Origin of the sequence: Nocardia yamanashiensis (assembly GCF_021183565.1) — a bacterium.
GTDB classification, from domain to species: domain Bacteria; phylum Actinomycetota; class Actinomycetes; order Mycobacteriales; family Mycobacteriaceae; genus Nocardia; species Nocardia yamanashiensis.
Genome location: NZ_CP089226.1, coordinates 1286107 through 1306156 on the forward strand (window position 1 = coordinate 1286107; position 20050 = coordinate 1306156).

Below are 20050 nucleotides of genomic sequence, written 5' to 3' on the forward strand. Positions count from 1 at the left end.
CCTGGGCGCGGGCGGGGAGGTGGGAGGCGGTTAGGCTTGCCTGTCCCCATTACCCCAGGAGAGTTCATGACGACGTTCGAGAATGTCACCGTCACCAAGAAGGCCAATGTCTACTTCGATGGGAAGTGCGTGTCGCACAACATCGAGCTGGCGGATGGGACGAGCAAGTCGGTCGGGGTCATCCTGCCGGCTACGTTGACGTTCAACACGGGGGCGCCGGAGATCATGGAGATCCTCGAGGGTGAGTGCAATGTGACCCTCGCGGGGGCGGACGCGGCAGTCACCTACAAGGGTGGCGAGTCGTTCTCCGTGCCGGGGAACAGCAGCTTCCAGATCGAGGTCGTCGCGCCGGTGCACTACGTGTGCCACTTCGGCTGAGCCGAACGAGCCTGTCGCGCCCGGTTCCTGCTGGTCAGGGGTCGGGCGTTTTGCTTTTCGCGGGACGGGGGCGGGGGTGCGGTCTTACCGTGGAGACAGCGGAAGGGGACTGCTATGGGTACCGCGGAGAAAGTACTGATCGTCGGTGGTGTCGCCATGCTGGGATATGCGGTGCTGCTGGGGTTCGTGATGACGTTCCGGCGGATGCGGGAGGGGGCGCCGGCCACGCCGCGGTATTTGAATGTGGCGCATGTGGGGTCGGTATTTCAGGGGGTGATACTGCTCGGGCTGGTGTGGGCGGTGCGCCTGTCGGAGCTGTCGAGCGGGTGGAATGCGGCGGCGGCCTGGTTGATCGCGGCGTCGGGGGTGTTCATCGCCGCGAAGGACACCGTCAACTGGCTGACGGGCGTGCAGGACGAGTTCGCGGAAAAGGCCAAGACCGCCCCGCTGGGATTCGTGGGGGCGGTGACCATGGCGGCGGGGCTGGTGATCCTCGGCGTAGGAGTGGTCGCGGCGCTGTTCTAGCTGGCCAGGGCGGTGCGGGTGGCGGAACGGATTGCGGTGGTGACTGTTTCGGGGGATTCGAGCATGACCAGGTGACCGCAGGTGGGGAGGGTGATGGCGGAGGCGGGGCGCAGGGCCTTGTTGAGGCGGGCGCCGGCCTTGGCGGACAGGATGCGGTTCTTCGCGCCCCAGATGGTGGTGATGGGCGGGAAACCGGGCGCGGGGTGGAAATAGTCGAGTGTCGCCAGGTTCGGCAGGTCGCGGGCGATGGCTGCCGGGGGCAGCAGGCGGCGCGGTTCGGCCCAGCGGCTGCGCAGGGCGGCGAAGGTGGCCGGGTGCATATCGCGGCCCTGGGGGCCGAGCTGTTCGCGGACCACCAGGCGGGCGGCGACAGCGGGCAGGCGAATGGCGGTGGCCAGCGCATCGACCTGCAGATGCGCGAAGGCGCGTGCGGTCCAGCCGGTTTGGGTGGGGCGCAGGGTGGCGGCCGTCAGCGGGCTGCACAGCACCAGGGCGCGGACATTGTCCGGATGCGCGCGGGTGTACAGGAGTGAGAGCGCACTGCCGAAACAATTGCCGACCAGCGTCACATCGCGCAGCCCGTGCGCGGTGATGAACTCCGACAGCATGCCGATGTAATTGTCGACGGTGTACCCGGCGGTGGGAGTGTCGGAATCGCCGTATCCGAACAGGTCGATGGCGTACACGGTATTGGTCGCCGCCAACGCCTCGAACTGATTGGCCCAGATGCGCCGGTCGCCGCCGATATTGTGCAGGAAGACGATCGGATCACCCGATCCCGCCTGGTCATAGGCCACAGCCACGCCGTGATAATCGAACACCGGCATCGGGCGCTCTCCTCGTTGAGTAGCGGTGCTGTACTGCGTCTTCCGACGAGGGCCGTCAGCACCGACATACCCCTCGCGCGGTTATCCAACCATGCTAGCTGGTACCGCACGTAACACAAGGTTTCGTTTCGAGCGCCCGAGCGCTGGTCAGTGGGCTGTTTCGATACTTTCCTCCCCGTCCCGGAGCCACGTTTTGAGAGCTTCCATACCCGAATCGCGATCTACGACCGGTCGGTATCCGAAGTCGCGGGTGGCGGCCGAAGTGTCGTAGGTGCCGGTGCGGGTCATCACCGCAACCGAGTAGCGCGACAGCGGCGGCGTCCAGCGTTCGGCCAGAAACGGTGCGCGCCTGAGGGTTTCGATCACCTCGACCACGAAGTTCACCAAGCGCGGGTCGAGTTTGCGGCTCGGTGGCCGATACCCGAGATCGCCGGCGATCCGCGCCAGGAACCGCCACACGTTGGTCTCCTCGGCATCGGCGATGAAATACGCCTTCCCGCCCACCTTCTCACCGGCCGCCGCCAGCACGCAGGCCTCCACGATGTTCTCGACATGGCACAGCGACGCGTAAACCTCCCGCCCGAAGGACAGATCCGGCAGCGTCCCCGCGGCGGCGCGATCGAGTAGCCGCACGATCGGCCCGGACCGATCGCCGGCGCCCCAGATGGCCCGCGGCCGCAGCGCACAGGTGGTGAACTCGCCGTCGTCCGCCTTGAGCACGAGCCGTTCGGCCGCCGCCTTGGTCTCGCAATAGTGATTCAAATACCGCTCCGGATACGGAACGGTCTCGTCGACGCGCACCTGATCCCCGCCGTCGCGGTCCATCAGCGCGCTGGGACTGGACACGAATACGAACCTGCGCGCCCCGCCCGCCTTGGCCGCGCCGAGCAGCCGCGCGGTCGCCGCCACGTTCTCCGCCCAGAACTGCTCCCGGGTCCCGCGCTCGTCCACCCGCGCCGCACTGTGGAACACGATGTCCACGCCGGTGACCGCCCGGCCGAGTGATTCGGCGTCGGCGAGATCGCCGTGGATCACCTCGACCCGGTCCAGCACGGACGCCAGATCGCGCAGATTGCTGGTGCGCCGCACCAGAATCGCCACCTCGTAGGCGCCGTCGCGCACCAGCCGCCGCGTCAGCGCGCCCCCGAGGAATCCGGACGCACCGGTCACCAATGCCTTCACCGTGCCTCCTGTAGTTGTTTGCGCTCCGCGCCGGCCGGGAGTTCCCGCGCCCGGCTCGCCGCTTCGTCCACCGCCATGCGCACCGCGATCTGCACGACCGCGGCCAGCCCGCTCATCGCCACCAGCCAGCCGAATACCGGAACCGCCCGTGCCACCAGGACTTTCATGCCCTTCCCCCTAATCGCCGAGCTGCCGGGCCGCCCACACCGTGAGCTTCTCGCGCCCGATCTTGGCGTTGTGGCGGATATCGACCGGGAACTTCGGGTGGAACAGGAACCGCTCGACCGCCGCCGCGACCTCGAATTCGTCACGCCGCCTGGCCAATTGCGTCTCCACCCCCGCCCGGTCGGCCCCGGCTTCCAGCTCCACGCACAGCACCGGCCGCTGCGCCCCGCGCTCGCCCACCCCGACCAGCGCGGTCCGCGCCACCCCCGGCACGGTATTGAACACCTGCTCGACCTGCACCGTGAACATGGGCCCGGCGGCGGTCTCCACACGCTGACTCTTGCGCCCGCAGAACCGGATTCGGCCCTCCTCGTCGATCCACGCCAGATCCCCGGTGCGATGCCACACCCGCTCCCCGTCGAGGATCTTCCCGGCCGTATTGGCCGCCTCCGGCCAGAAGTACCGGGTGCTCACGTTCGGCCCCGCCACCACCAGTTCGCCGATCCCGCGCGAGACCGCCAGCTCCGCCTCGCGCGCCTCGACCTCGGCCCAGGTGGGCAGCTCCTCATCGGTGACGGCGATGACCCGCGCCCGAACGTGCAGCGCCGGCCGCCCCACGCACACCCCCTTGCCGCGATGCGCCTGCTCCACCAGATCGCCCAGCAGTTCCCGCGATTCGATGGTCGCCATCGGCAGCGCCTCGGTGGCCCCGTACCCGGAGTACACCTTCGCCTCCTCCGGCAGCACCTTGCGCAGCCCCGCGATGCACCAGTCCGGTACCGGCGCCCCACCGGAGTACACGCTCTCCAGGGTGGGCAGTCCGGCCCCGGTCTCCTCGAGATGCCGCAGCAGCGGAATCAGCACGGCGGGCGAGGCGAACATGGTCTTGACCTCGTACCGCGCGCAGGCGTCCACCACGTGCGCCGGATCGGTCGCCCCGACCTTGGACGGAATCAACGGCGGTATGACGCAACGGGATCCGAGCAGCAGCTCCAGGATCCCGGCCACCGGCGCGGTGATGAGCGAGGTCCCCGGCGGCACGTGCTCGCGTGCCGCGTCCACCTGATCGATCATGGCGCTGAGGTTGCCGTGGGTGAGCACGACGGCTTTGGCCGGTCCGGTGCTGCCGGTGGTGTAGGCGATGAGCAGCGGATCGTCGTCCGGCGCGGGCGCCCGATCCGGCAGGGCGGCAGTGGGTTCGCGCCCCCAGCTCTCCAAAGTCGGCCCCCGCCAGAAGCATCGGCCCACGGTCACCGAGACCCGCACCTTGCGGAAGTAGGACCGGAACACGATCCGCACCGCCTGCGCTTCCGAAACCCCCACGAACGCTTCGGCATCGGCGGCCTGCAGGCAGCGCAGCATCTTGAACAGCCCCATGCCCGGGTCGATCACCACCGGCACCGAACCGATCTTGAACAGCCCGTACAGCACCGCGTAGAGCTCGGGTCCGGGTTTGACCAGCACGATGGTCCGCATGCCCCGGGTCACCCCGGCCGCGGTGAAGTTCTCGGCGATGGCGTCCGACCAGGCGTCGAGTTCGGCATAGCTGATCTCGCTGTAGACCGGCAGGCCGGCGCCGTCGCGGCCGGTGGCGTGGATGACCGCCTCCCGATCCGGATGGTCGGCGACGACGGCGGCGAAGCGATCCAGGGCACGCCAATAGGTTGCGGTAACGGTCACGACATCACCTCGATGGAATTCGAGCGCACGGAAATTCGAACCACTTTCGTTATCGCGAGTCCGGATTTGGCAGAAGAATATTTCGACACACGTCCCCCTGGAAATGTGAGGAATGCGATGAGCGGTACCGGGAGGTTACCGCACCCTCCGCCCGGCCGCCACCGCTGATTGCGGATAACGCATTGCCGTGCAATGGTTTTGGTGTGAATCGGGGTACCGACACCGGTTTCGCCGCAGCCCCTAGCGCACCCCTATGTCAGTACCCCTGGACGCTGCCGGCGTTACCCGGTTTCACCAGGTAGTCGAGGCTCTCGCGGCGCGAAAAGGCGGTGTTGCCAATGGGATTGACGTGACTTCTGTGGCGATCGGTTACCCACCGGTACTGGTACCGTCCGATTCAGCATCGGGGCTACTGGATAACGACGGCACCGGCATCGCTGTAACCCCTCGAGAATGCGAATGCCGCACGCCGCACCAGAATTCGACCGAACATCAATTCTTTCCTGAGAGTAGGGGGCCATGCGTACTCGCTTCGAATCGATCGGTGCGTACACACCCAGCACCGTCCGCTCCACGGAAGACGTGATCAGCAGCCTGTCCGTGCCCAGGGCACTGGATCTGGAGCGCATCACCGGAATCAAGAACCGGCACGTCTACAATTCCGACCCGGACAACTACGAATCCTCGTTCGAACTGGCCCGGCAGGCGATCGGCGACTGCCTGAGCCATTCCGATTACACCGCCGAGGATCTGGACGTGATCATCTGCGTCTCCATCACCCGCTTCCGCGACGCCGAACACTTCTGCTACGCACCGGCTTTCGCGCTCATGCTGCGCAATGCCATCGGCGCCACCAACGCCCTGCACTTCGATCTGTCCAATGCCTGCGCCGGCATGATCACCGGGGTCGAACTGCTGGACCGCATGATCAAGACCGGCGTGGTGCGGCGCGGGCTGGTGGTCAGCGGTGAGCAGATCACGCCCATCGCCGAGACCGCGACCCGCGAGATCAGCCAGCCCTACGACCCCCAGTTCGCGGCGCTGACCGTGGGCGACGCGGCGGTGGCGGTGATCGTCGACGACAAGGGCGACGATCACGACGAGATCCACTACATCGAGCTGATGACCACCTCCGCGGGCGCGGAGCACTGCATCGGCATGCCGAGCGAGAAGACCACCGGCATCGCCATGTACACCGACAACCGGGCGCTCGCCAGCGAATCGCGGTACCTGCAGGGCATCAGCCGGATGGCGGATTTCCTGAAGGAGACCGGAAGAGCCTGGGAGAGCGAGAAATACGACTACTGGGTGCATCACCAGTTCAGCGGGCCGGCCATCGACTACATCAGCCAGCTCACCGAACGGCATTTCGACACCCCGATGCCGCAGCAGCTCAATGTGTACGAGGAGTACGGCAATACCGCCTCCACCTCGCACTTCCTGGTGCTGCACGAGCATCTGGCGCAGCAGAAGATCCCGAAGGGGTCCAAGGTGCTGCTGATTCCCGAGGCGTCCGGCGTGGTGTCCGGGCATCTCGCCGCGACCATCACCCGGCTGGAGGCGTGAATCTATGACTACCACTATCGTTTCCGCGGCCGTCTGTACCGACGCGGACACCGCCAGCTATTTCGAACTCGCCGCGCGCGCCGGGCGGGCCGCCCTCGAACAGGCCGGGGTGTCGCCCGATCGCATCGGCCTGATCATCAATGCCGGGGTGTTCCGGGACAGCAATATCTCCGAACCCGCCGTGGCCGCCCTCATCCAGAAGCGCCTCGAGGTCGGTCTGGAGTACCGCACCGGCAAGGTGCCGGCCTTCTCCTTCGACCTGCTCAACGGTGGCAACGGCGTGGTGCACAGCCTGATGGCGGCGCAATCCTTCATCGCCGCGGGCGATCTGGAGTACGCGCTGGTCGTCGCCGGGGATACCCATCCGTCGCTGGAACGCGAGGTGGAGGGGTTCCCGTACACCCCGACCGGTGCGGCGCTGCTGCTGCGCCGCTCCGGTGACGCGGGCGGTTTCGGGCGCATCTACACCGCGCAGGATTCCGGCGCGATCGCCCCGACCGGCTGGGCGAACCTGCTCGCCGCGGGCACCGAGGGCCGGGCCGCCATGACCATCGGCGCCGGTGGCAGCGACCCCCTCGAGGCAGCCACCACCGCCGTGCGGGAACTGCTGGTCGGTGAGGGCCTGACCCTCGACGATTTCGCCACCGGGGTGGCCGTATTGCTCACGCCCGCACCGATTCCCGGCTTCCGGGAACGGCTCGCCTACCGCCTCGGCATTCCGTCCGCCGCGGTCGCGGGCGTCGATCCCACGGTCGGCGACCCGTACTCTGCCGCCCCGGTGCACGCCTATCTGAGCGCCGCCGATTCCGGCCTGCTCGACACCCCGCGCGCGGTGGTGTTCCTGGGTGTGGACGAGAGTTCGGCGGCCGCCCTGGTCTATCGGCCGCACGCGCTGGCGGCCGCTGGGGCCGCATCGAAGGGCTGAACGAAATATACTGTCTGGCAATTCGTTTCAACGGCATCCCGCCGGCGGCTCCGGGCGCGCCGGCCGGCGGGCGCCGGAAACGTCGTGCCCCGGCTGATACCGGTCGCCAGCAGGCGTCCGCCGCTGCAATGATGCCGCTCCAGCACACCCGAGCTCGCCGTGCCATCCCTTCAGTCGGGCGCATCCGATCGATGAAGGGACACCAGATGCGGCGGTCGGTCGCGATGGACCGAGCACAGGCGGCAGGCGGCACCCGTCCGCGCCCGCGCCGGGTGGACGGCGCGGAGCAGGCGGTGCGGAGCGCGCTGCACGAGGCGGATCCCGGCGTGCTGCGGGTCATGCGGGCGCTGGCGGTGCTGGGCGGGGCCGGCACCGCGCGGCTGGCGGCCGCGCTGACCGGCGGCGACATCACCGAAACTCGCGGCGTGGTAGCGGAATTGGCGAACCGCGGGCTGGTGGCGGGGGAGCGGTGGGATCGTCCCGAACACGCCGAACGACTATTGGGACAGCTGCCGGGGGACGAACTGCGCGAGCTGCACGCGCGGACCGCGGAACTGCTGTACGAGAACGGATTTCCCGCCGCCTACGTCGCCCGGCACCTGGTCGCGGCGGGTGACGTGCGCGGCACCTGGGCGGCGCGGGTGCTGGTCGCGGCGGCCGACGAAGCCTTGCGCGAATACGAATTGGACCGGGCCGGACAGTGTCTGGAGCTGGCCTACCGCGCCAGCCGCCGGGCCCGGGAGCGGGCCGCCATCGCCGCCCGGCTGGTCTCGGTCGAATGGTGTACCAATCCCTCCAGCCGGACCCGTAATTTCGGCCGGTTGAAGGCCGCGCTGCGCACCGGCCGGGTCCCGCACCCGGAACTGCCCGCGACCGTGCTGCACATGCTCTGGCACGGGTACGCCCTGCACGCCGACCATGCCCTCACCCGCCTGGAGCGCGCCGCCGACGGGGTGCTGCCCGGCGGCCCGCGCTTCGAATTCCTGTGCGCCTGGCTGCGTTACACGCATCCGGTGCAGGTGCAGCGCTATCAGCGGCTGTTCGGCGGGCCGGGACCGGACACCGGATATCCGGCCGATCGCGACGCCCCGCACGGCCCCGCCGCCGAATTGCTGGCGGCGCTGTGGACCCAGCATCCGCCGGCCGGACTGGCCACCGCGGCACAGCGCATCCTGGCCGGGCACCGGCTCACCCTCACCACCGTGGAAGTGCTGGTCGCGGCCGTCGACTGCCTCATCCACACCGATCGCCTGGACACCGCTGACGCCTGGTGCGTCTCGCTGCTGGCCGAATCGGCGGCCCGCGGCGCGCCCACCTGGCAGTCCGTTTTCGCCGCCGCGCGCGCGGAAACCCTGCTGCGCAAAGGGAATCTGACCGGCGCGGCCGAGCACGCCGTGCTGGCGTTGAACCTGCTGCCCGCCGACCACCTCGGGGTGTGGGTGGGGCGGCCGCTCGCGGTGCTGGTGCGGGCGCTGACCGCCCTCGGTAAGCATGCCGAGGCGGCCGCGCAATTGCGCCGCCCGGTGCCGCGCGCCATGTTCGATTCCCGTTTCGCCCTGGCGTATCTCAGCGCGCACGGCGATCACTGCCTGGCCACCGGGCGGCCCGAGGAGGCGCTGCGGCACTATCGCCGCTGCGGCAACCTCATGCAGGAATGGCAGATGGACTTCGCCTGGCTCGCGCCCTGGCGCAATGACATGGCCGCCGCCAGCCTGGCCGCCGGACAGCATTGGCAGGCACAGGCTTTCGCCTCGCTGCACCTGGATCTGATCGGCGGCGCCGACGGGCATCGCACCGGCGGCGTCTCGCTGCGCCTGCTGGCCGCCACCAATGACGAGCACCGGCGGGTGCCGCTGCTGCGCCGCTCGGTGGCCATCGCCCGCGCGGGGGCGGACGAGCGCGAACTGGCCACCGCCCTGGTCGATCTGGGACACGCCTATCGCGCCATGGGCGATGCCGACCGGGCCCGGCCGCTGCTGCGCGAAGCGTCCCGGCTGAACGCGGCGTGCGGGGCGGCCGAACCCGCCGAACGCCTGGGCGGCAACCTGCCCGAACCCGTGATCACACAGCCGATTCCGCTGGTCAGCGGGGCGCAGGAGGCCTTGAGCCCGGCCGAGCTCCGGGTGGCGGAACTCGCGGCGGCCGGTCAGCGCAATCGCGAGATCGCCGCTGCGCTCGAGATCACCACCAGCACCGTGGAACAGCATCTCACCAAGGTCTACCGCAAGCTGTCGGTCGCGCGGCGCAGTGAACTGCGCTTCGCGCTGGTAGCGGAATCGGCGTCACACACCGCTGTCGGATAGCACTTGTTCGGAAGGGGTCAGCCATGCACGCACAACCGATCGGTGACCTGCCGGTCCTGGCGACTGCCGCGCCGCCGGAACCGCTAGTGCCCGAGCAGGATCCGTTCTACCGGCCACCGCGCGGACTGGGGAAGCACGCGCCCGGCACGGTATTGCGTTCGCGGCCGGTGGAACTCGGCCTGCTCGGGGTGGTGCCGCAGCGAATCAGCGCCTGGCAGTTGCTGTTCCGCAGTACGAATCTGCGCGGGCGGCCGGAAGCGGCGGTCACGACGGTGCTGCTGCCGTGGGGCGCTGATCCGGCGGCGGCGCGGCCGGTGGTGTCGTTCCAGTGCGCCATCGATGCCGTGGCCTCGAAATGCCTGCCCTCCTACGCTTTCCGGCGCGGAGCGCGGGCCCTGGGCGCGGTTCCGCAGTACGAGCTGCTCATCATCGCGCATGCCCTGACGCGCGGCTGGGCGGTGTCGGTGCCCGATCATGTCGGGATCGCGGGTCATTTCGGCGCGCCCCGCGAGCCCGGGTACCGCACCCTCGACGGCCTGCGCGCCGCCCTCGCGTTCCTGGATCTGCCGCGGGAGACTCCCGTGGGGCTGTGGGGTTACTCCGGCGGCGGGCTGGCGACGGTCTGGGCGGCCGAATCCGCCGCGGCCTACGCACCCGAGCTCGCTTTCGTCGGCGCGGCCGTGGGTTCCCCGGTCGGCGATCTGGAATCGACCTTCTACCGCCTCAACGGTTCCTGGTTCGGCGGGCTGGCGACCCTGTGCGTGGCGGGTCTGCGCCGCGCCTATCCCGATCTGGCCGCCAGCCTGAACGAGCACCTGGACCAGTCGTCGCTGGCCTTGCTCGAGCGCGCGGAGCGCAGCACCACGGTCGCGATCCTGCTGGGCGGCAGGCGATCTCGGATGGTGTCCCGCGCCGGCACCGACCTGTCGGAACTGCGGACGCTGCCCCGGGTACGGGCGGTGCTGGCCGATCTGCCGCCCGGGGATCACCCGCCCGCCTTCCCGGTGCTGGTGGTCCAGGGTGTGCACGATCTCGTCATCGCCGTGGGCAATGTGGACCGCCTGGTCGATCGCTACCGCGCAGTCGGTACTCCGGTGCGCTATGTCCGGGACCTGCTCGGCGGCCACATCACCCTCGGTGTGCTGGCCGCGCCGCTGCTGGAGAACTGGCTGGCCGACCGCTTCGCCGCGCGCCCGGTCCCGCCGGCATCCACCGAAACGGTCCTATCCCTCGCGCTGTCCAAGCCGGCGGCGCGCGGCTACCTCGGCCTGCTCGGAGTCACCCTGGCGGCCCTGATCGGCCGGCCGATCGCCGCGAAACGGACACCGGCCGGCTCGTCCGCCGCCGCGACCGCCATCTCGTCCTGATCAGCCGCCGCAGCTCATCCGACCGTCCCGCGCCGTCTCGTTCCGATCAGCCGTCGGTGCCGGTCGGCAAGCCCAGGAATATCTGCACCTGATTCGGATGCGGACCGTAGTTGACCCGGAACAACTGCACCGCCACCGCGCGCACCTCCCCGGTGTCGAGGTCGCGCAGGCGCATGAGCGAGCGCTCGCGCCCGTACGCCACCGCGCCCTCGTCCCACAGCTCCCGGAACTGTTCGTACTGCCCCAGTTCCGCGAGCAGATCGGTGGACCACGCGGTATCGCCGACCGTGGCGATGAGGCTGCGCAGCCATTGCACGGTCAGGCGCAGCTCCTCGTCCCATTCGACCATGACCTGCCGGGAGCGCTCGTTGGCCAGGAACCAGCGCAGGATATTGACGTCCTCGCGCAGTCCGGGGAAGGCGCGCGCGTAACTTTCGTTGCACGCCAGCACATTCCAGCGGGTGTCGAGGTAGGCGGCCAGGTGCGGTTCGTGCAGGGCGAGGGCATCGCGCATATCGGGGGTGATGCCCGCGCGCAGTTCCTCCACCGACGGCACCTCGGGGTTGGCCAGTCCGGCCAGATCGAACAGATGCCGCCGCTCCACCGGGGCGAGGGCGTCCACCCGGTCCAGATAGCGCACCAGCGCGTCCACCACTTCGTGGGTGGGATGCCCGCGGTCGCCCTTCTCCAGGTGCGTCACATAACTCGCGCTGACCCCGGCATTGAAGGCGAGCCGCTCGCGCGACACCCCCCGATCCTCGCGCAGCCGGCGCAGGAGCTTCCCGAACGACGGCGGGCGCAGTTGCCCGGAGTCGCGATTGGAGTCCCCATTCAGGCCCACGCCAACATCCTTCTCCAACGAGGTACCACGAACGCGACGAGGGTTCGCCGGGGATCGCGCTTCCGATAGTTCAGTTCTTGACCTATTTCAATACCGTTTCACCCCGCGAAAGACAAGATCGAAACGCGCTTAGCGAACTACTGGAAAACCTTGTTACGGAGAACATGCTGACATGGGCCACTCTGTTTCCGCTGTACGGGATGAATGTGCTTCGCGGGTAACAATATATCGCCTGTGTCTGGTGAGTCGTGTGTGACTTTCGGGCAAACCGTGCTAACGATGGGGTCCTCCGCTCGGTCCCGCAGCACCGCAATGGAATACGGCAGGGTCGTAATGCGTAAACTGTCGCCACCGGGCCGGGGCGGCCCGTGCTGGACGGGACTGGAGGAGCGGTGACGGCGCGACACGAGCAGATCCTCGACGCGGCACGGGATCTCATCGTCCGCGACGGATATGCCGGCGCCAGCATGCACGCCATCGCGCGCGCCGCCGGGATCACCCGGCCCGCCCTCTACGCCGAATTCGGCGATCGCGACGAACTGCTCACCGCGCTGCTGGATCGCGAGGAGAAACTGGTCCTGGAGCTGGCGCAGGCCGCCATGCCGGAATTGCCGCCGGGCGCGGACCCCGCCGAGTTCGGGGTCGAGCTGGTGGATGTGTTCCTGGACCTGGTGCTGTCCGCGCCCCGGAGCTGGCAGTTCGTGCTCATGCCCGCCGAGGGCGCGCCCCCGGGCGCGTACGAGCGGGTGGAACGCGGCAAGGCGGAACTGCGGGAGCGCGCACGGCTGCTGATCGCCGTCGCCGCGGCGGCGCAGGGCCGGGAAGTGGACGCCGAGGTGCTCAGCCACGGGGCGCTGGCCGTCTGCGAGACCGCGGCCCGGCTGGTGCTCGCCGGGGATCCGGCGCTGCCCCGGGAGGAAGTTGCGAAGACCCTGCGCTGGCTGTCGCGGCGGCTCACCGGCTCGGCGGCGGATCGTCCGCTCGCGGTCGGGACGAGGGACTGAGGCCATGCCGAACACGAAGGCCGCACCGGCCAAACGCCGCTATGCCAAACGGCTTTCGCCCGCCGATCGCCGCGAGCAGCTGCTGGATGTGGCGCGCCGGATCGTCGCCGAGGACGGGTTCACCGCGGTGAGCATCGCCGCGGTCGCCGAGCGCGGCGGGGTGACGCGGCCGGTGGTGTACGACTCTTTCGGCAGCCGTGAGGAATTGCTCGACGAGCTCATCGCCCGCGAGACCGAGCGCATGGGCGCGGCGGTGCGCCGGGCCATGGCCGATGTGGCGCCGGGCGGCCCCGATGCCGACCGGCTGGCGGTCCTGCGGGCGGCGCTGGTGCGTTTCCTCGGCGAGGTGCGCGGTATGCCCGACACCTGGCGGCTGGTGTACTTCCCCATCGACGGGGTGCCGCCCGTGCTGCGCGAGCGGGTCGGGCGGGCGCGGGACGAATTGCGAATCCCATTGCGGCAGGCCCTGTCCGACTGGCTCGCCGACGGTCACGCCGCCGGGGCGGTGAATCTCGAGGTGCTGGTGCGGATGGTGCAGAGCCTCATCCAGACCGGCGCGAAGCTGGTGCTCGACGATCCGGCGCGATTCGACGCCGACCGCATCGTCGGCATGATGGACCTGGTCTTCTACGACACCGTGTGACCCCGCGGCCCGGTCGGTCCAGGATGATCGCCGCTCAGTTCCCGCCGCAGTCGCCGGCGCACTCGCATCGCCTCGGCGACGAGCGCGTCATCGGGCGCGCCCGCCCGGATGGCCCGCGCCAGCGCGGCGGCTTCCCCGGGATCCTCCGGCGCGACGGCGATATCGCGTTCGGCGAGTTCGAGCGCGTGCACCACCACGTGCAGCCGTTTGCGCACGCTCCCCTCGGTACGCTCGGCCAGCGCCCGCACCTCGCCGGCGGCCGCGCGCACCAACTCGATGACAGCGTCGTCGCCCATGCCGCGTCCTCCGATCCGTGCGCCGGCGGTCCGCCGGGAGTATCTGTGCGACAGCCTTTCTCGATACGTTAGGGCGCGGCGCGCGGTCGGCCCATGGCAGCGGACGCCACAGGATTGACCGCCGCGGCCACCACGGTCAGAGCGAATCGGCCTTGCTGATCCAGCCGACGACGAGGCGGTTGAGCCAGGTGGGGGAGAGCTGGGTGGCGGCGGCGAGGAGTTTGGTCTGCGCGCCCACCAGCACGTGCGGGCTGGGGAGCAGTTCGCGGCCGGTCGCGGTGCGCCACACGGCTTCCGCCACATCGGCGGGGGTGAGGTGGACGCCGAGGGTGCCGGAGGATTTCGAGCCGCGCGCGACCTCGTCCATCATGCCGGTGGCGACGAAGAGCGGGAGCAGGTCGTGGACCTTGATGCCGTAGTGCCGCCATTCCAAATCCAATGCCTCGGTGAGGGATCGGACGGCGGCCTTGGTCGCGCCGTAGACGGCCAGGCCGGGCTGGCCGTAGAGCGCGGAGGCCGAGGCCAGGTTGATCACCTGGCTGTTCCGGGTGGCGCGCAGGTGGGGGAGCGCGGCGTGGCAGCCGTTGAGGACGCCCTTGACGTTCACGTCGACCAAACGGTGCAGGCGCTCGAGCGGGGTGTCGCCGAACGGGCCCGAGTACAGGATGCCCGCATTGTTGACCAGCAGGTCGAGTCGTCCGGTGGCGGTGGTGAATTCGGTGAGCGCGCGTTCCCAGCCGGCCGGGTCGGTCACGTCGAGCGCCCCGGCGACGGCCGATCCGCCGACCTCTTTCGCGGTGCGCGCCACCGCTTCCGCGTCGATGTCGTAGAGGCCGACGGTCCAGCCGGCGGCGGCGAACCGGCTCGCGACGGCGCGCCCGATTCCGGCCGCCGCGCCGGTGACGAAGACGGCGGGACTGGCTGCGTTGACGGACATGCGAGCCTCTCTGCTCGAAAACCGGCCGGCCGGGCGGTTCAGGCGACGCTGCGCCCGCCCTGCCCGGCCTCGATCATCGCACGATGGAACTCGGCGGCGTCGCGGGCGGCGTCCCGGCCGTCGGCGAGCACGTCCGCGCCGAGATGGAGGAGGGTGTGCGGGGCGCTGGGGCGGATCTGCAGGCGCAGCGGCACCCGGGCCGCCTCGCAGCGGTCCGCGATCTCGAAGGCGTCCGCGAGCAGCATTTCCCGCGAGCCGATCTGCAGCAGGATCGGCGGCAGCCCGGTGAAGTCGTGGTTCACCACCGACCACGCCGGATCCAGCACGCCGTCCAGCGCGATGCCGCGGCGCACCACCATATCGGGACCGGAGGCCGGGAGCACGGCGTCGGCGTTCGAATTCGGGTGCGCGTCACGGGCGGTCGAGTCGAAGTTCGCCCACGGCGAGGTGACCGAGAGCCCGGCGGGCAGCGGCAGGCCGAGATCGCGCAGCGTGAGGGCCAGCCGCAGCGCCAGTCCGCCGCCCGCCGAATCGCCGGCCACGATCAGCTGGTCGGGCGCGAAACCCTCGGCCAGCAGATGCCGGTAGGCGGTGAGCGCGTCGTCGAGGCTCTCGTTCGGGTGGGCGTCGGGCAGCTGACGGTAGTCGACGCTCAGCACCGGCAGCGCGCTCTCGCGGCCCAGCCGCGCGGTGTGGCGGCGGTAGCTGTTCAGCCCGCCCGCGATGAACGCCCCGCCGTGGAAATACAGGATCGCGGCCTCGCGCCGTACCTGCGGATCGGGAACCGGTGCGGTCCACAGCCATTCGGCGTCGAAATGCTCGAACACCACCGGTTCGCGGCGCAGCTCGCGCGGCGCGCCCAGCACCCGCGCGGGCGCTTCGGACAGGCGGGTCACCCGGAACACCAGGTACGCGGACCCGTCCCCGCGATCGGCCACCCACGCGCCCGCCCGCAGGAACGATTGCAGGGTGGTGCGCAGTACCGGGTGCGCGATCCGCGTCGCGATGCGGGCGTGGCCGATCTCCTCGACGAACACACAACTGCCGGATTCCGGAAGCGGCGACATTGCCACGGGGCGCTCCTGTCCGCGTCCGGCGGGGCCGGGGCGCTACGGGTCGAAACAACAACGATGTTCGGTCGAGACCGAAGATCATCTTGACCGGCGCGGCGCGGATTGTCATGCCCCAGAGCGAAATTCCCCCGCGCGGACCATGAACGGGTGCGCCGTCGACAGGGTATCGCCGCCGGGCACGGCCGTGTTTCGGTCAGTGCGGGCGGGTATGTGCGGGGGCGGCCCAGGCCACCGGGTCCACCGCCAGCCAGGGTGCGTGCGCCAACGCCGCGGGCGTCAATCCCGTGAACGCCAGGGTTTCGCGATTGAGGTGCGATTGGTCGGCGTAACCGCCGTCGGCCCAGACGGTTCCCACGCGATGCCCGGCGGCCAGCCGGTGCGCCGCATGATCGAACCGGACCAGCCGCGCCGCCTGTTTGGGCGTCAACCCCACCTGCGCGCGGAACCGCGCCCACAGGCGTTTGCGGCTCCACCCGGTCTCCTCGGCCAGTCGCTCGATGCGAATCCGGCCCCGGCTCCGGGTGATTCGCCGCCACGCGAACTCCACCTCCGGATCGACCGGCCGCCCCGCCGCCGCGGACCGGTTCACCGCATCCGCCGCGATGGCGAACCGTTCGTCCCAGGACCGGGCCGCCCGCAATCGCTCCCGCAGCCTCGGCAGATCGCGTCCCCAGCAGTCCTCGAGGGCCAGCACCGGCTCGGCGCCCGCTGCCGCGCCGCCCAGCATCGCGTACGCCGGCACCGGTGACAGCCGCACCTGCAGCAGATCGATATCCCGTCCGGACCCGCGCACCCCCGTGGCACCGAGTCCGACGAGGCCCGACCCGTTCACCTGCCGGCCGCTCGCGTCGTCGACGAACAGCCCGTCACCGAAATCCAGGAACAGCGTCACCGCCGGGTACGGCACCACCGGCAGTTCGACGGGATCGGCCGTCCACCCGCGGAATCCGGCCATATCCACCCCTGGCATGCCCGCGGGCCAGGCGGGAACGGCCACCTGCACCAGATCCCCGGCTAGGCGAAACGGCGCGACCGGCATACCGCCATGTTACGAGCCATGCCGCCGGTCCTGAACTACCGTGGCAGCGTGATACCCACCGACTTCGGGCCCGGCGACGTCATCTACTTTCCGGCGGGACCCTTCAGCGGCATCTGCGGTGTCGTGCTCAGCGTCGATACCCGTAATGCCCAGCTGCACATCGACTTCGGTGAGGGCGTCGCGCACCGCGAGGGCAATGTGCTGCGGGAGCGCAGGCATCGCATGACGGTGGAATTCGACGAGGTCGAACTGTTGTAGCGGCGGCTATTTGGCGTCGCCGTAGCACTCCACGACGGCGGTGGTGAACGGGAAGCGGACCGGGGTGCGGCCGAAGGCGATATGGCCCGCGGTCTCGGCCGCGCTCGCGATGGCCGCGGCTACGGCCTCGGCTTCCTCGGCGGGGCAGTGCACGATCACCTCGTCGTGCTGGAAGAAGACGAGCTCGGCCCGCAATCGGTCGCGGGCGAGCGCGTGCCGCAGCCCGGCGAGCACCAGCAGCGTCCAATCGGCGGCGCTGCCCTGCACCACGAAATTGCGGGTGAACCGGCCGCGGGCCCGCGCGCGGGGCGAACTGCCGTAGCCGGCGGGCGCATCGTGATCGACCTGGTCGAAGGCCGCGCCCGCGGGTGTGCAGGTGCGGCCGAACCAGGTTCGGACCAGGCGGCCCTCCTCACCCGCGGCGGCCGCGTCGTCCACATAGGCGACGGCGGCGGGGTAGCGGCGGCGGAGTTCGGCCATATGGGTGAGGGCGTCGCCGGAGGTCTGGCCGTAGATCGCGCCCAGCAGCGCGAGCTTGGCCTGGGCGCGATCGCCGCCGAAACCGCGCGCGGCCAGATCCGCGTACAGGTCCTCGCCACGGCCGGCCACCTCCATCAGGCCGGGGTCGCGGGAGATGGCGGCCAGCACCCGGGGTTCCATCTGCCCGGCGTCGGCCACCACCAGCAGCCAGCCCGGATCGGCGCGGATGGCCTTGCGCACGATCTTCGGAATCTGCAGCGCCCCACCGCCATTGGTGGTCCAGCGGCCGGTGACGGTGCCGCCGGGCAGGTATTCGGGACGGAAGCGGCCCTCGTGCACCCACTGGTCGAGCCAGGACCAGCCGTGCGCGGTGTAGAGACGGTACAGCGATTTGTAGGCCAGCAGCGGCGCGACCGCGGGATGGTCGATTTCCTGGAGTTCCCATTTCCTGGTGGAGGACAGGGTGATTCCGGCGCGCGCGAACGCCTTGATGATGTCCTGGGGCAGATCGGGCCGCACCCGCACGCCGGGGCCGAAGGCGCGCGAGACCTCCTCGGCCAGTTCCGCCATGCGCCGGGGTTCGGTATCGCCGGAAATGCGTTCGCCCAGCATGTCTTCCAGGAGTTCGCGGTGCACGTCGGCGCGCCAGGGGATGCCGGCGCGCGACATCTCGGCCGCGACCAGCATGCCCGCCGATTCCGAGGCCAGCAGCAGCCGCATGCGGTCCGGGTGTTCGGTGCGGGCGGTGCGAGCGACCTGTCCGGCGTAAACCTCCAGCAGTGCGGTGAATTCGTCGGTGCCGGGAGGTAGCGGCACCGGGCCGGACTCGAACAGCGACGGCTGGGCGTCGGCGGCGCGCAGCGGAGCGTCGGGCGGGACCGGTAGATGATGCAGCCGGGCCCAGGCGGCGGCGAGCGAACGCGCCTGTCCCGATTGGCCTTCCGCATGTCCGATCAGCAGCGATTCGGCGGCTTCGACGTCATAGCAGCGCTCGACCCGCACTCCGGCGGACAGGAGCCGGCGATAGATATCGGAGGTGGACCGCCACACCCAGCGCTCCACCTCCGGCCGCGACCGCACCGCCTCGGCGAGCGACGGCTCGCGCAGTATCGGCCCCGCCGGACGGCCGTCGGGGCCGAGCGGGCACAGTCGTGCGCCCCCGTCCTCCGTTTCGGCCACCGCCCATCGCATGCCCAGAGTCTGGCAGTGCGCACAGACAAGTTCGGTGAGGTGCGGCGGCGGCCGGGCCGGAAGGGGCTGTCACCAGTACTGATGCCGTTTGCCGTCGGTGTCGGCGAGGAAGACGACGGCGTCGCAGCCCGCCAGTTCCTCCGGCTGGAGGGGGATGTGGCCTTGCAGGAACGGTTTGCTCGTGTCGAGTGAACGGGGGAGTGCGGCGCGCAGATCCGCGGCGGTGAACAGGGCGCGGCGGTTCGTTGCCGCGGCCAGGTAGCTCTGGAGGGTGTTCGGCTCGGCGACGGGAGCGGCGTCGGTGGCCACGGCCAGGTACCGCTCGCCCAGCGCGTGACCGACGAGAGCGCCCGCGCCGCACCAGTTCACGTCCGCCTCGCCCATCGGCATGCGGGAGTCGCCGCGCAGCAGATGCACATTGTGCGCGAACGCCAGGCTCGGTCCGCGCCGCTGTTCCCGGGCCAGGACGGCGAGGATGTTCTCGGTCATCATCTCGGCGCGCACGCTCAGCAGCTGCGCCATCCGATCGGGTCCGGGGACGGCCATGGCCGCGTGATAGCGCAGCAGGCCCAGGGCGGTGCGGGCGTGCGCGACCGCCAGGTCGTAACCCTTCGGATCGGCGGCGGACAAGGCCGGGGCGGCGCGACGCAGGGCGCTGGCCAGGTCGTCGGCGATGACGCGCAGGGCGCGGGCGCGCTCGGATCCGCCGATGGACGCGGTCGCGTCGTACATGGCGTCCGGGTTGGACCAGTCGCCGTCCGCGCCGAGCAGGGCATCCATATCGCCGATCGATGCGGGCCGGAGCGCGGCGGGCAACAGGTCGAGGACCGCCGTCAGGGCGCGCCGTGGGCTCGGCGCGGCGGCGTACTCGACCGGAGCTTCGAAGCCGTAGAAGCGAATCCGGTCGGCGGGTGCGCGTTCGGCATTGTGGGCGCGCAGCCATTCGACCAGTTCGCGGTTGCCCGGCACGGCCCCGAACCGGTGGCTGAATCCGGTCTCCAGGACTTCGTCGATATCGCCCGGCGCGCCGTTCACGTAGTCGTCGACGATGGCGGCGGCGAAGAAATCGGTCTCCAGCAGGATGGACCGGTACCCGCGCTCGGCGAGCAGCGCGAGGATCTCGTTGCGCAGCAAGGGAAAAGCCACGATCCCGTGGGTCGGTTCGCCCAGCCCGAGCAGTGCGGGCGGTTCGGTGCGTGCGGTGAGCAGGGCATCGAGGGCCCGGCTCAGGCTCGCCGTGTCGTCCAGTTGTCGTGCGATATCGCGCAGTGCGGTGGTCACAGGCATGAATAACCCCTTCTCGAAGAAACCACCTTCGAGGCTATCGTTGAAGAATCGAGTGAAACTTCGCCGACAGTGACCCGATACTT

The 20050-nt window shown here is 70.0% G+C and carries 20 protein-coding genes; 9 read left to right on the plus strand and 11 right to left on the minus strand.

Annotated elements, in window-relative coordinates; translation table 11 throughout:
- Positions 1–66: 66 nt before the first annotated feature.
- Together ppnP and LTV02_RS06140 are read left to right on the plus strand one after the other, a co-directional pair.
- On the plus strand, positions 67–378 hold the full coding sequence (ppnP, locus tag LTV02_RS06135) for a pyrimidine/purine nucleoside phosphorylase (protein WP_233038913.1): 312 nt from the start codon (positions 67–69) through the stop codon (positions 376–378).
- A gap of 114 nt (positions 379–492) precedes the next feature.
- Entirely contained in the window at positions 493–903 is a 411-nt protein-coding gene (locus LTV02_RS06140) for a hypothetical protein (protein ID WP_233038914.1), read from the plus strand.
- Here the strand turns inward: LTV02_RS06140 and LTV02_RS06145 are convergent.
- The 4 genes from LTV02_RS06145 to LTV02_RS06160 all read right to left on the minus strand — a co-directional run bounded on the left by LTV02_RS06145 (position 900) and on the right by LTV02_RS06160 (position 4757).
- A complete protein-coding gene (locus tag LTV02_RS06145; RefSeq protein ID WP_269821610.1) occupies positions 900–1730 on the minus strand; it encodes an alpha/beta fold hydrolase in 831 nt (276 codons plus the stop codon). The genes LTV02_RS06140 and LTV02_RS06145 overlap by 4 nt on opposite strands.
- A gap of 147 nt (positions 1731–1877) precedes the next feature.
- Positions 1878–2912, minus strand: coding sequence for an NAD-dependent epimerase/dehydratase family protein (locus tag LTV02_RS06150; protein WP_233038915.1), 1035 nt, complete (start codon positions 2910–2912; stop codon positions 1878–1880).
- On the minus strand, positions 2909–3079 hold the full coding sequence (locus tag LTV02_RS06155) for a hypothetical protein (RefSeq protein ID WP_233038916.1): 171 nt from the start codon (positions 3077–3079) through the stop codon (positions 2909–2911). Before LTV02_RS06155 ends, LTV02_RS06150 begins: the two co-directional genes overlap by 4 nt.
- Positions 3080–3089: 10 nt before the next feature.
- Complete coding sequence (locus LTV02_RS06160) at positions 3090–4757, minus strand: fatty acid CoA ligase family protein (RefSeq protein WP_233038917.1); 1668 nt, start codon at positions 4755–4757, stop codon at positions 3090–3092.
- A gap of 519 nt (positions 4758–5276) precedes the next feature.
- Here LTV02_RS06160 and LTV02_RS06165 point away from each other — a divergent pair.
- The 4 genes from LTV02_RS06165 (at position 5277) to LTV02_RS06180 (ending at position 10918) form a co-directional block, all read left to right on the plus strand.
- Positions 5277–6323, plus strand: a complete 1047-nt coding sequence (locus LTV02_RS06165) for a 3-oxoacyl-ACP synthase III family protein (protein ID WP_233038918.1) — start codon at positions 5277–5279, stop codon at positions 6321–6323.
- A 4-nt stretch (positions 6324–6327) separates the two neighbouring features.
- On the plus strand, positions 6328–7248 hold the full coding sequence (locus tag LTV02_RS06170; protein ID WP_233038919.1) for a beta-ketoacyl-[acyl-carrier-protein] synthase family protein: 921 nt from the start codon (positions 6328–6330) through the stop codon (positions 7246–7248).
- 224 nt (positions 7249–7472) lie between these two features.
- Positions 7473–9551: a helix-turn-helix transcriptional regulator gene (locus tag LTV02_RS06175; protein ID WP_233038920.1), complete on the plus strand. Its 2079-nt coding sequence runs from the start codon at positions 7473–7475 to the stop codon at positions 9549–9551.
- A gap of 23 nt (positions 9552–9574) precedes the next feature.
- Positions 9575–10918: a lipase family protein gene (locus tag LTV02_RS06180; RefSeq protein WP_233038921.1), complete on the plus strand. Its 1344-nt coding sequence runs from the start codon at positions 9575–9577 to the stop codon at positions 10916–10918.
- A gap of 46 nt (positions 10919–10964) precedes the next feature.
- On the opposite strand, the gene LTV02_RS06185 is transcribed toward LTV02_RS06180, so the two are convergent.
- Entirely contained in the window at positions 10965–11759 is a 795-nt protein-coding gene (locus LTV02_RS06185) for a helix-turn-helix transcriptional regulator (protein WP_233038922.1), read from the minus strand.
- A gap of 392 nt (positions 11760–12151) precedes the next feature.
- On the opposite strand from LTV02_RS06185, the gene LTV02_RS06190 reads away from it, so the two are divergent.
- A complete protein-coding gene (locus LTV02_RS06190) occupies positions 12152–12763 on the plus strand; it encodes a TetR/AcrR family transcriptional regulator (protein ID WP_233038923.1) in 612 nt (203 codons plus the stop codon).
- Between the two features lie 4 nt (positions 12764–12767).
- A complete protein-coding gene (locus LTV02_RS06195) occupies positions 12768–13406 on the plus strand; it encodes a TetR/AcrR family transcriptional regulator (protein WP_233038924.1) in 639 nt (212 codons plus the stop codon).
- On the opposite strand, the gene LTV02_RS06200 is transcribed toward LTV02_RS06195, so the two are convergent.
- From LTV02_RS06200 to LTV02_RS06215, 4 genes are all read right to left on the minus strand, one after another.
- A complete protein-coding gene (locus LTV02_RS06200; RefSeq protein ID WP_233038925.1) occupies positions 13391–13702 on the minus strand; it encodes a hypothetical protein in 312 nt (103 codons plus the stop codon). The two genes, LTV02_RS06195 and LTV02_RS06200, sit on opposite strands and share 16 nt — an antisense overlap.
- A 136-nt stretch (positions 13703–13838) precedes the next feature.
- Positions 13839–14639 carry an SDR family oxidoreductase gene (locus tag LTV02_RS06205; RefSeq protein ID WP_233038926.1) on the minus strand — a complete coding sequence of 267 codons (801 nt, stop codon included), beginning with the start codon at positions 14637–14639 and terminating at the stop codon, positions 13839–13841.
- A gap of 38 nt (positions 14640–14677) precedes the next feature.
- Positions 14678–15706: an alpha/beta hydrolase gene (locus tag LTV02_RS06210; protein WP_233041503.1), complete on the minus strand. Its 1029-nt coding sequence runs from the start codon at positions 15704–15706 to the stop codon at positions 14678–14680.
- Positions 15707–15905: 199 nt separating this feature from the next.
- Entirely contained in the window at positions 15906–16751 is an 846-nt protein-coding gene (locus LTV02_RS06215; RefSeq protein WP_233038927.1) for an AraC family transcriptional regulator, read from the minus strand.
- Positions 16752–16799: 48 nt separating this feature from the next.
- Here LTV02_RS06215 and LTV02_RS06220 point away from each other — a divergent pair, with 48 nt between their 5' ends.
- Positions 16800–17009 (plus strand): hypothetical protein, encoded by a 210-nt coding sequence (locus LTV02_RS06220; protein ID WP_157762769.1) that lies wholly within the window; start codon positions 16800–16802, stop codon positions 17007–17009.
- Positions 17010–17015: 6 nt separating this feature from the next.
- Here LTV02_RS06220 and LTV02_RS06225 read toward each other — a convergent pair whose 3' ends face one another.
- Together LTV02_RS06225 and LTV02_RS06230 are read right to left on the minus strand one after the other, a co-directional pair.
- On the minus strand, positions 17016–18680 hold the full coding sequence (locus tag LTV02_RS06225; protein ID WP_233038928.1) for a bifunctional 3'-5' exonuclease/DNA polymerase: 1665 nt from the start codon (positions 18678–18680) through the stop codon (positions 17016–17018).
- A gap of 69 nt (positions 18681–18749) precedes the next feature.
- Positions 18750–19967, minus strand: coding sequence for an erythromycin esterase family protein (locus LTV02_RS06230; RefSeq protein WP_233038929.1), 1218 nt, complete (start codon positions 19965–19967; stop codon positions 18750–18752).
- Positions 19968–20050: the final 83 nt, after the last annotated feature.

Coding starts and splice junctions, on each gene's coding strand:
- ppnP (WP_233038913.1), top strand. CDS start 67: ATGACGACGTTCGAGAATGTCACCGTCACCAAGAAGGCCAATGTCTAC.
- LTV02_RS06140 (WP_233038914.1), top strand. CDS start 493: ATGGGTACCGCGGAGAAAGTACTGATCGTCGGTGGTGTCGCCATGCTG.
- LTV02_RS06145 (WP_269821610.1), bottom strand. CDS start 1,730: ATGCCGGTGTTCGATTATCACGGCGTGGCTGTGGCCTATGACCAGGCG.
- LTV02_RS06155 (WP_233038916.1), bottom strand. CDS start 3,079: ATGAAAGTCCTGGTGGCACGGGCGGTTCCGGTATTCGGCTGGCTGGTG.
- LTV02_RS06165 (WP_233038918.1), top strand. CDS start 5,277: ATGCGTACTCGCTTCGAATCGATCGGTGCGTACACACCCAGCACCGTC.
- LTV02_RS06170 (WP_233038919.1), top strand. CDS start 6,328: ATGACTACCACTATCGTTTCCGCGGCCGTCTGTACCGACGCGGACACC.
- LTV02_RS06175 (WP_233038920.1), top strand. CDS start 7,473: ATGGACCGAGCACAGGCGGCAGGCGGCACCCGTCCGCGCCCGCGCCGG.
- LTV02_RS06180 (WP_233038921.1), top strand. CDS start 9,575: ATGCACGCACAACCGATCGGTGACCTGCCGGTCCTGGCGACTGCCGCG.
- LTV02_RS06195 (WP_233038924.1), top strand. CDS start 12,768: ATGCCGAACACGAAGGCCGCACCGGCCAAACGCCGCTATGCCAAACGG.
- LTV02_RS06200 (WP_233038925.1), bottom strand. CDS start 13,702: ATGGGCGACGACGCTGTCATCGAGTTGGTGCGCGCGGCCGCCGGCGAG.
- LTV02_RS06205 (WP_233038926.1), bottom strand. CDS start 14,639: ATGTCCGTCAACGCAGCCAGTCCCGCCGTCTTCGTCACCGGCGCGGCG.
- LTV02_RS06210 (WP_233041503.1), bottom strand. CDS start 15,706: ATGTCGCCGCTTCCGGAATCCGGCAGTTGTGTGTTCGTCGAGGAGATC.
- LTV02_RS06215 (WP_233038927.1), bottom strand. CDS start 16,751: ATGCCGGTCGCGCCGTTTCGCCTAGCCGGGGATCTGGTGCAGGTGGCC.
- LTV02_RS06225 (WP_233038928.1), bottom strand. CDS start 18,680: ATGCGATGGGCGGTGGCCGAAACGGAGGACGGGGGCGCACGACTGTGC.
- LTV02_RS06230 (WP_233038929.1), bottom strand. CDS start 19,967: ATGCCTGTGACCACCGCACTGCGCGATATCGCACGACAACTGGACGAC.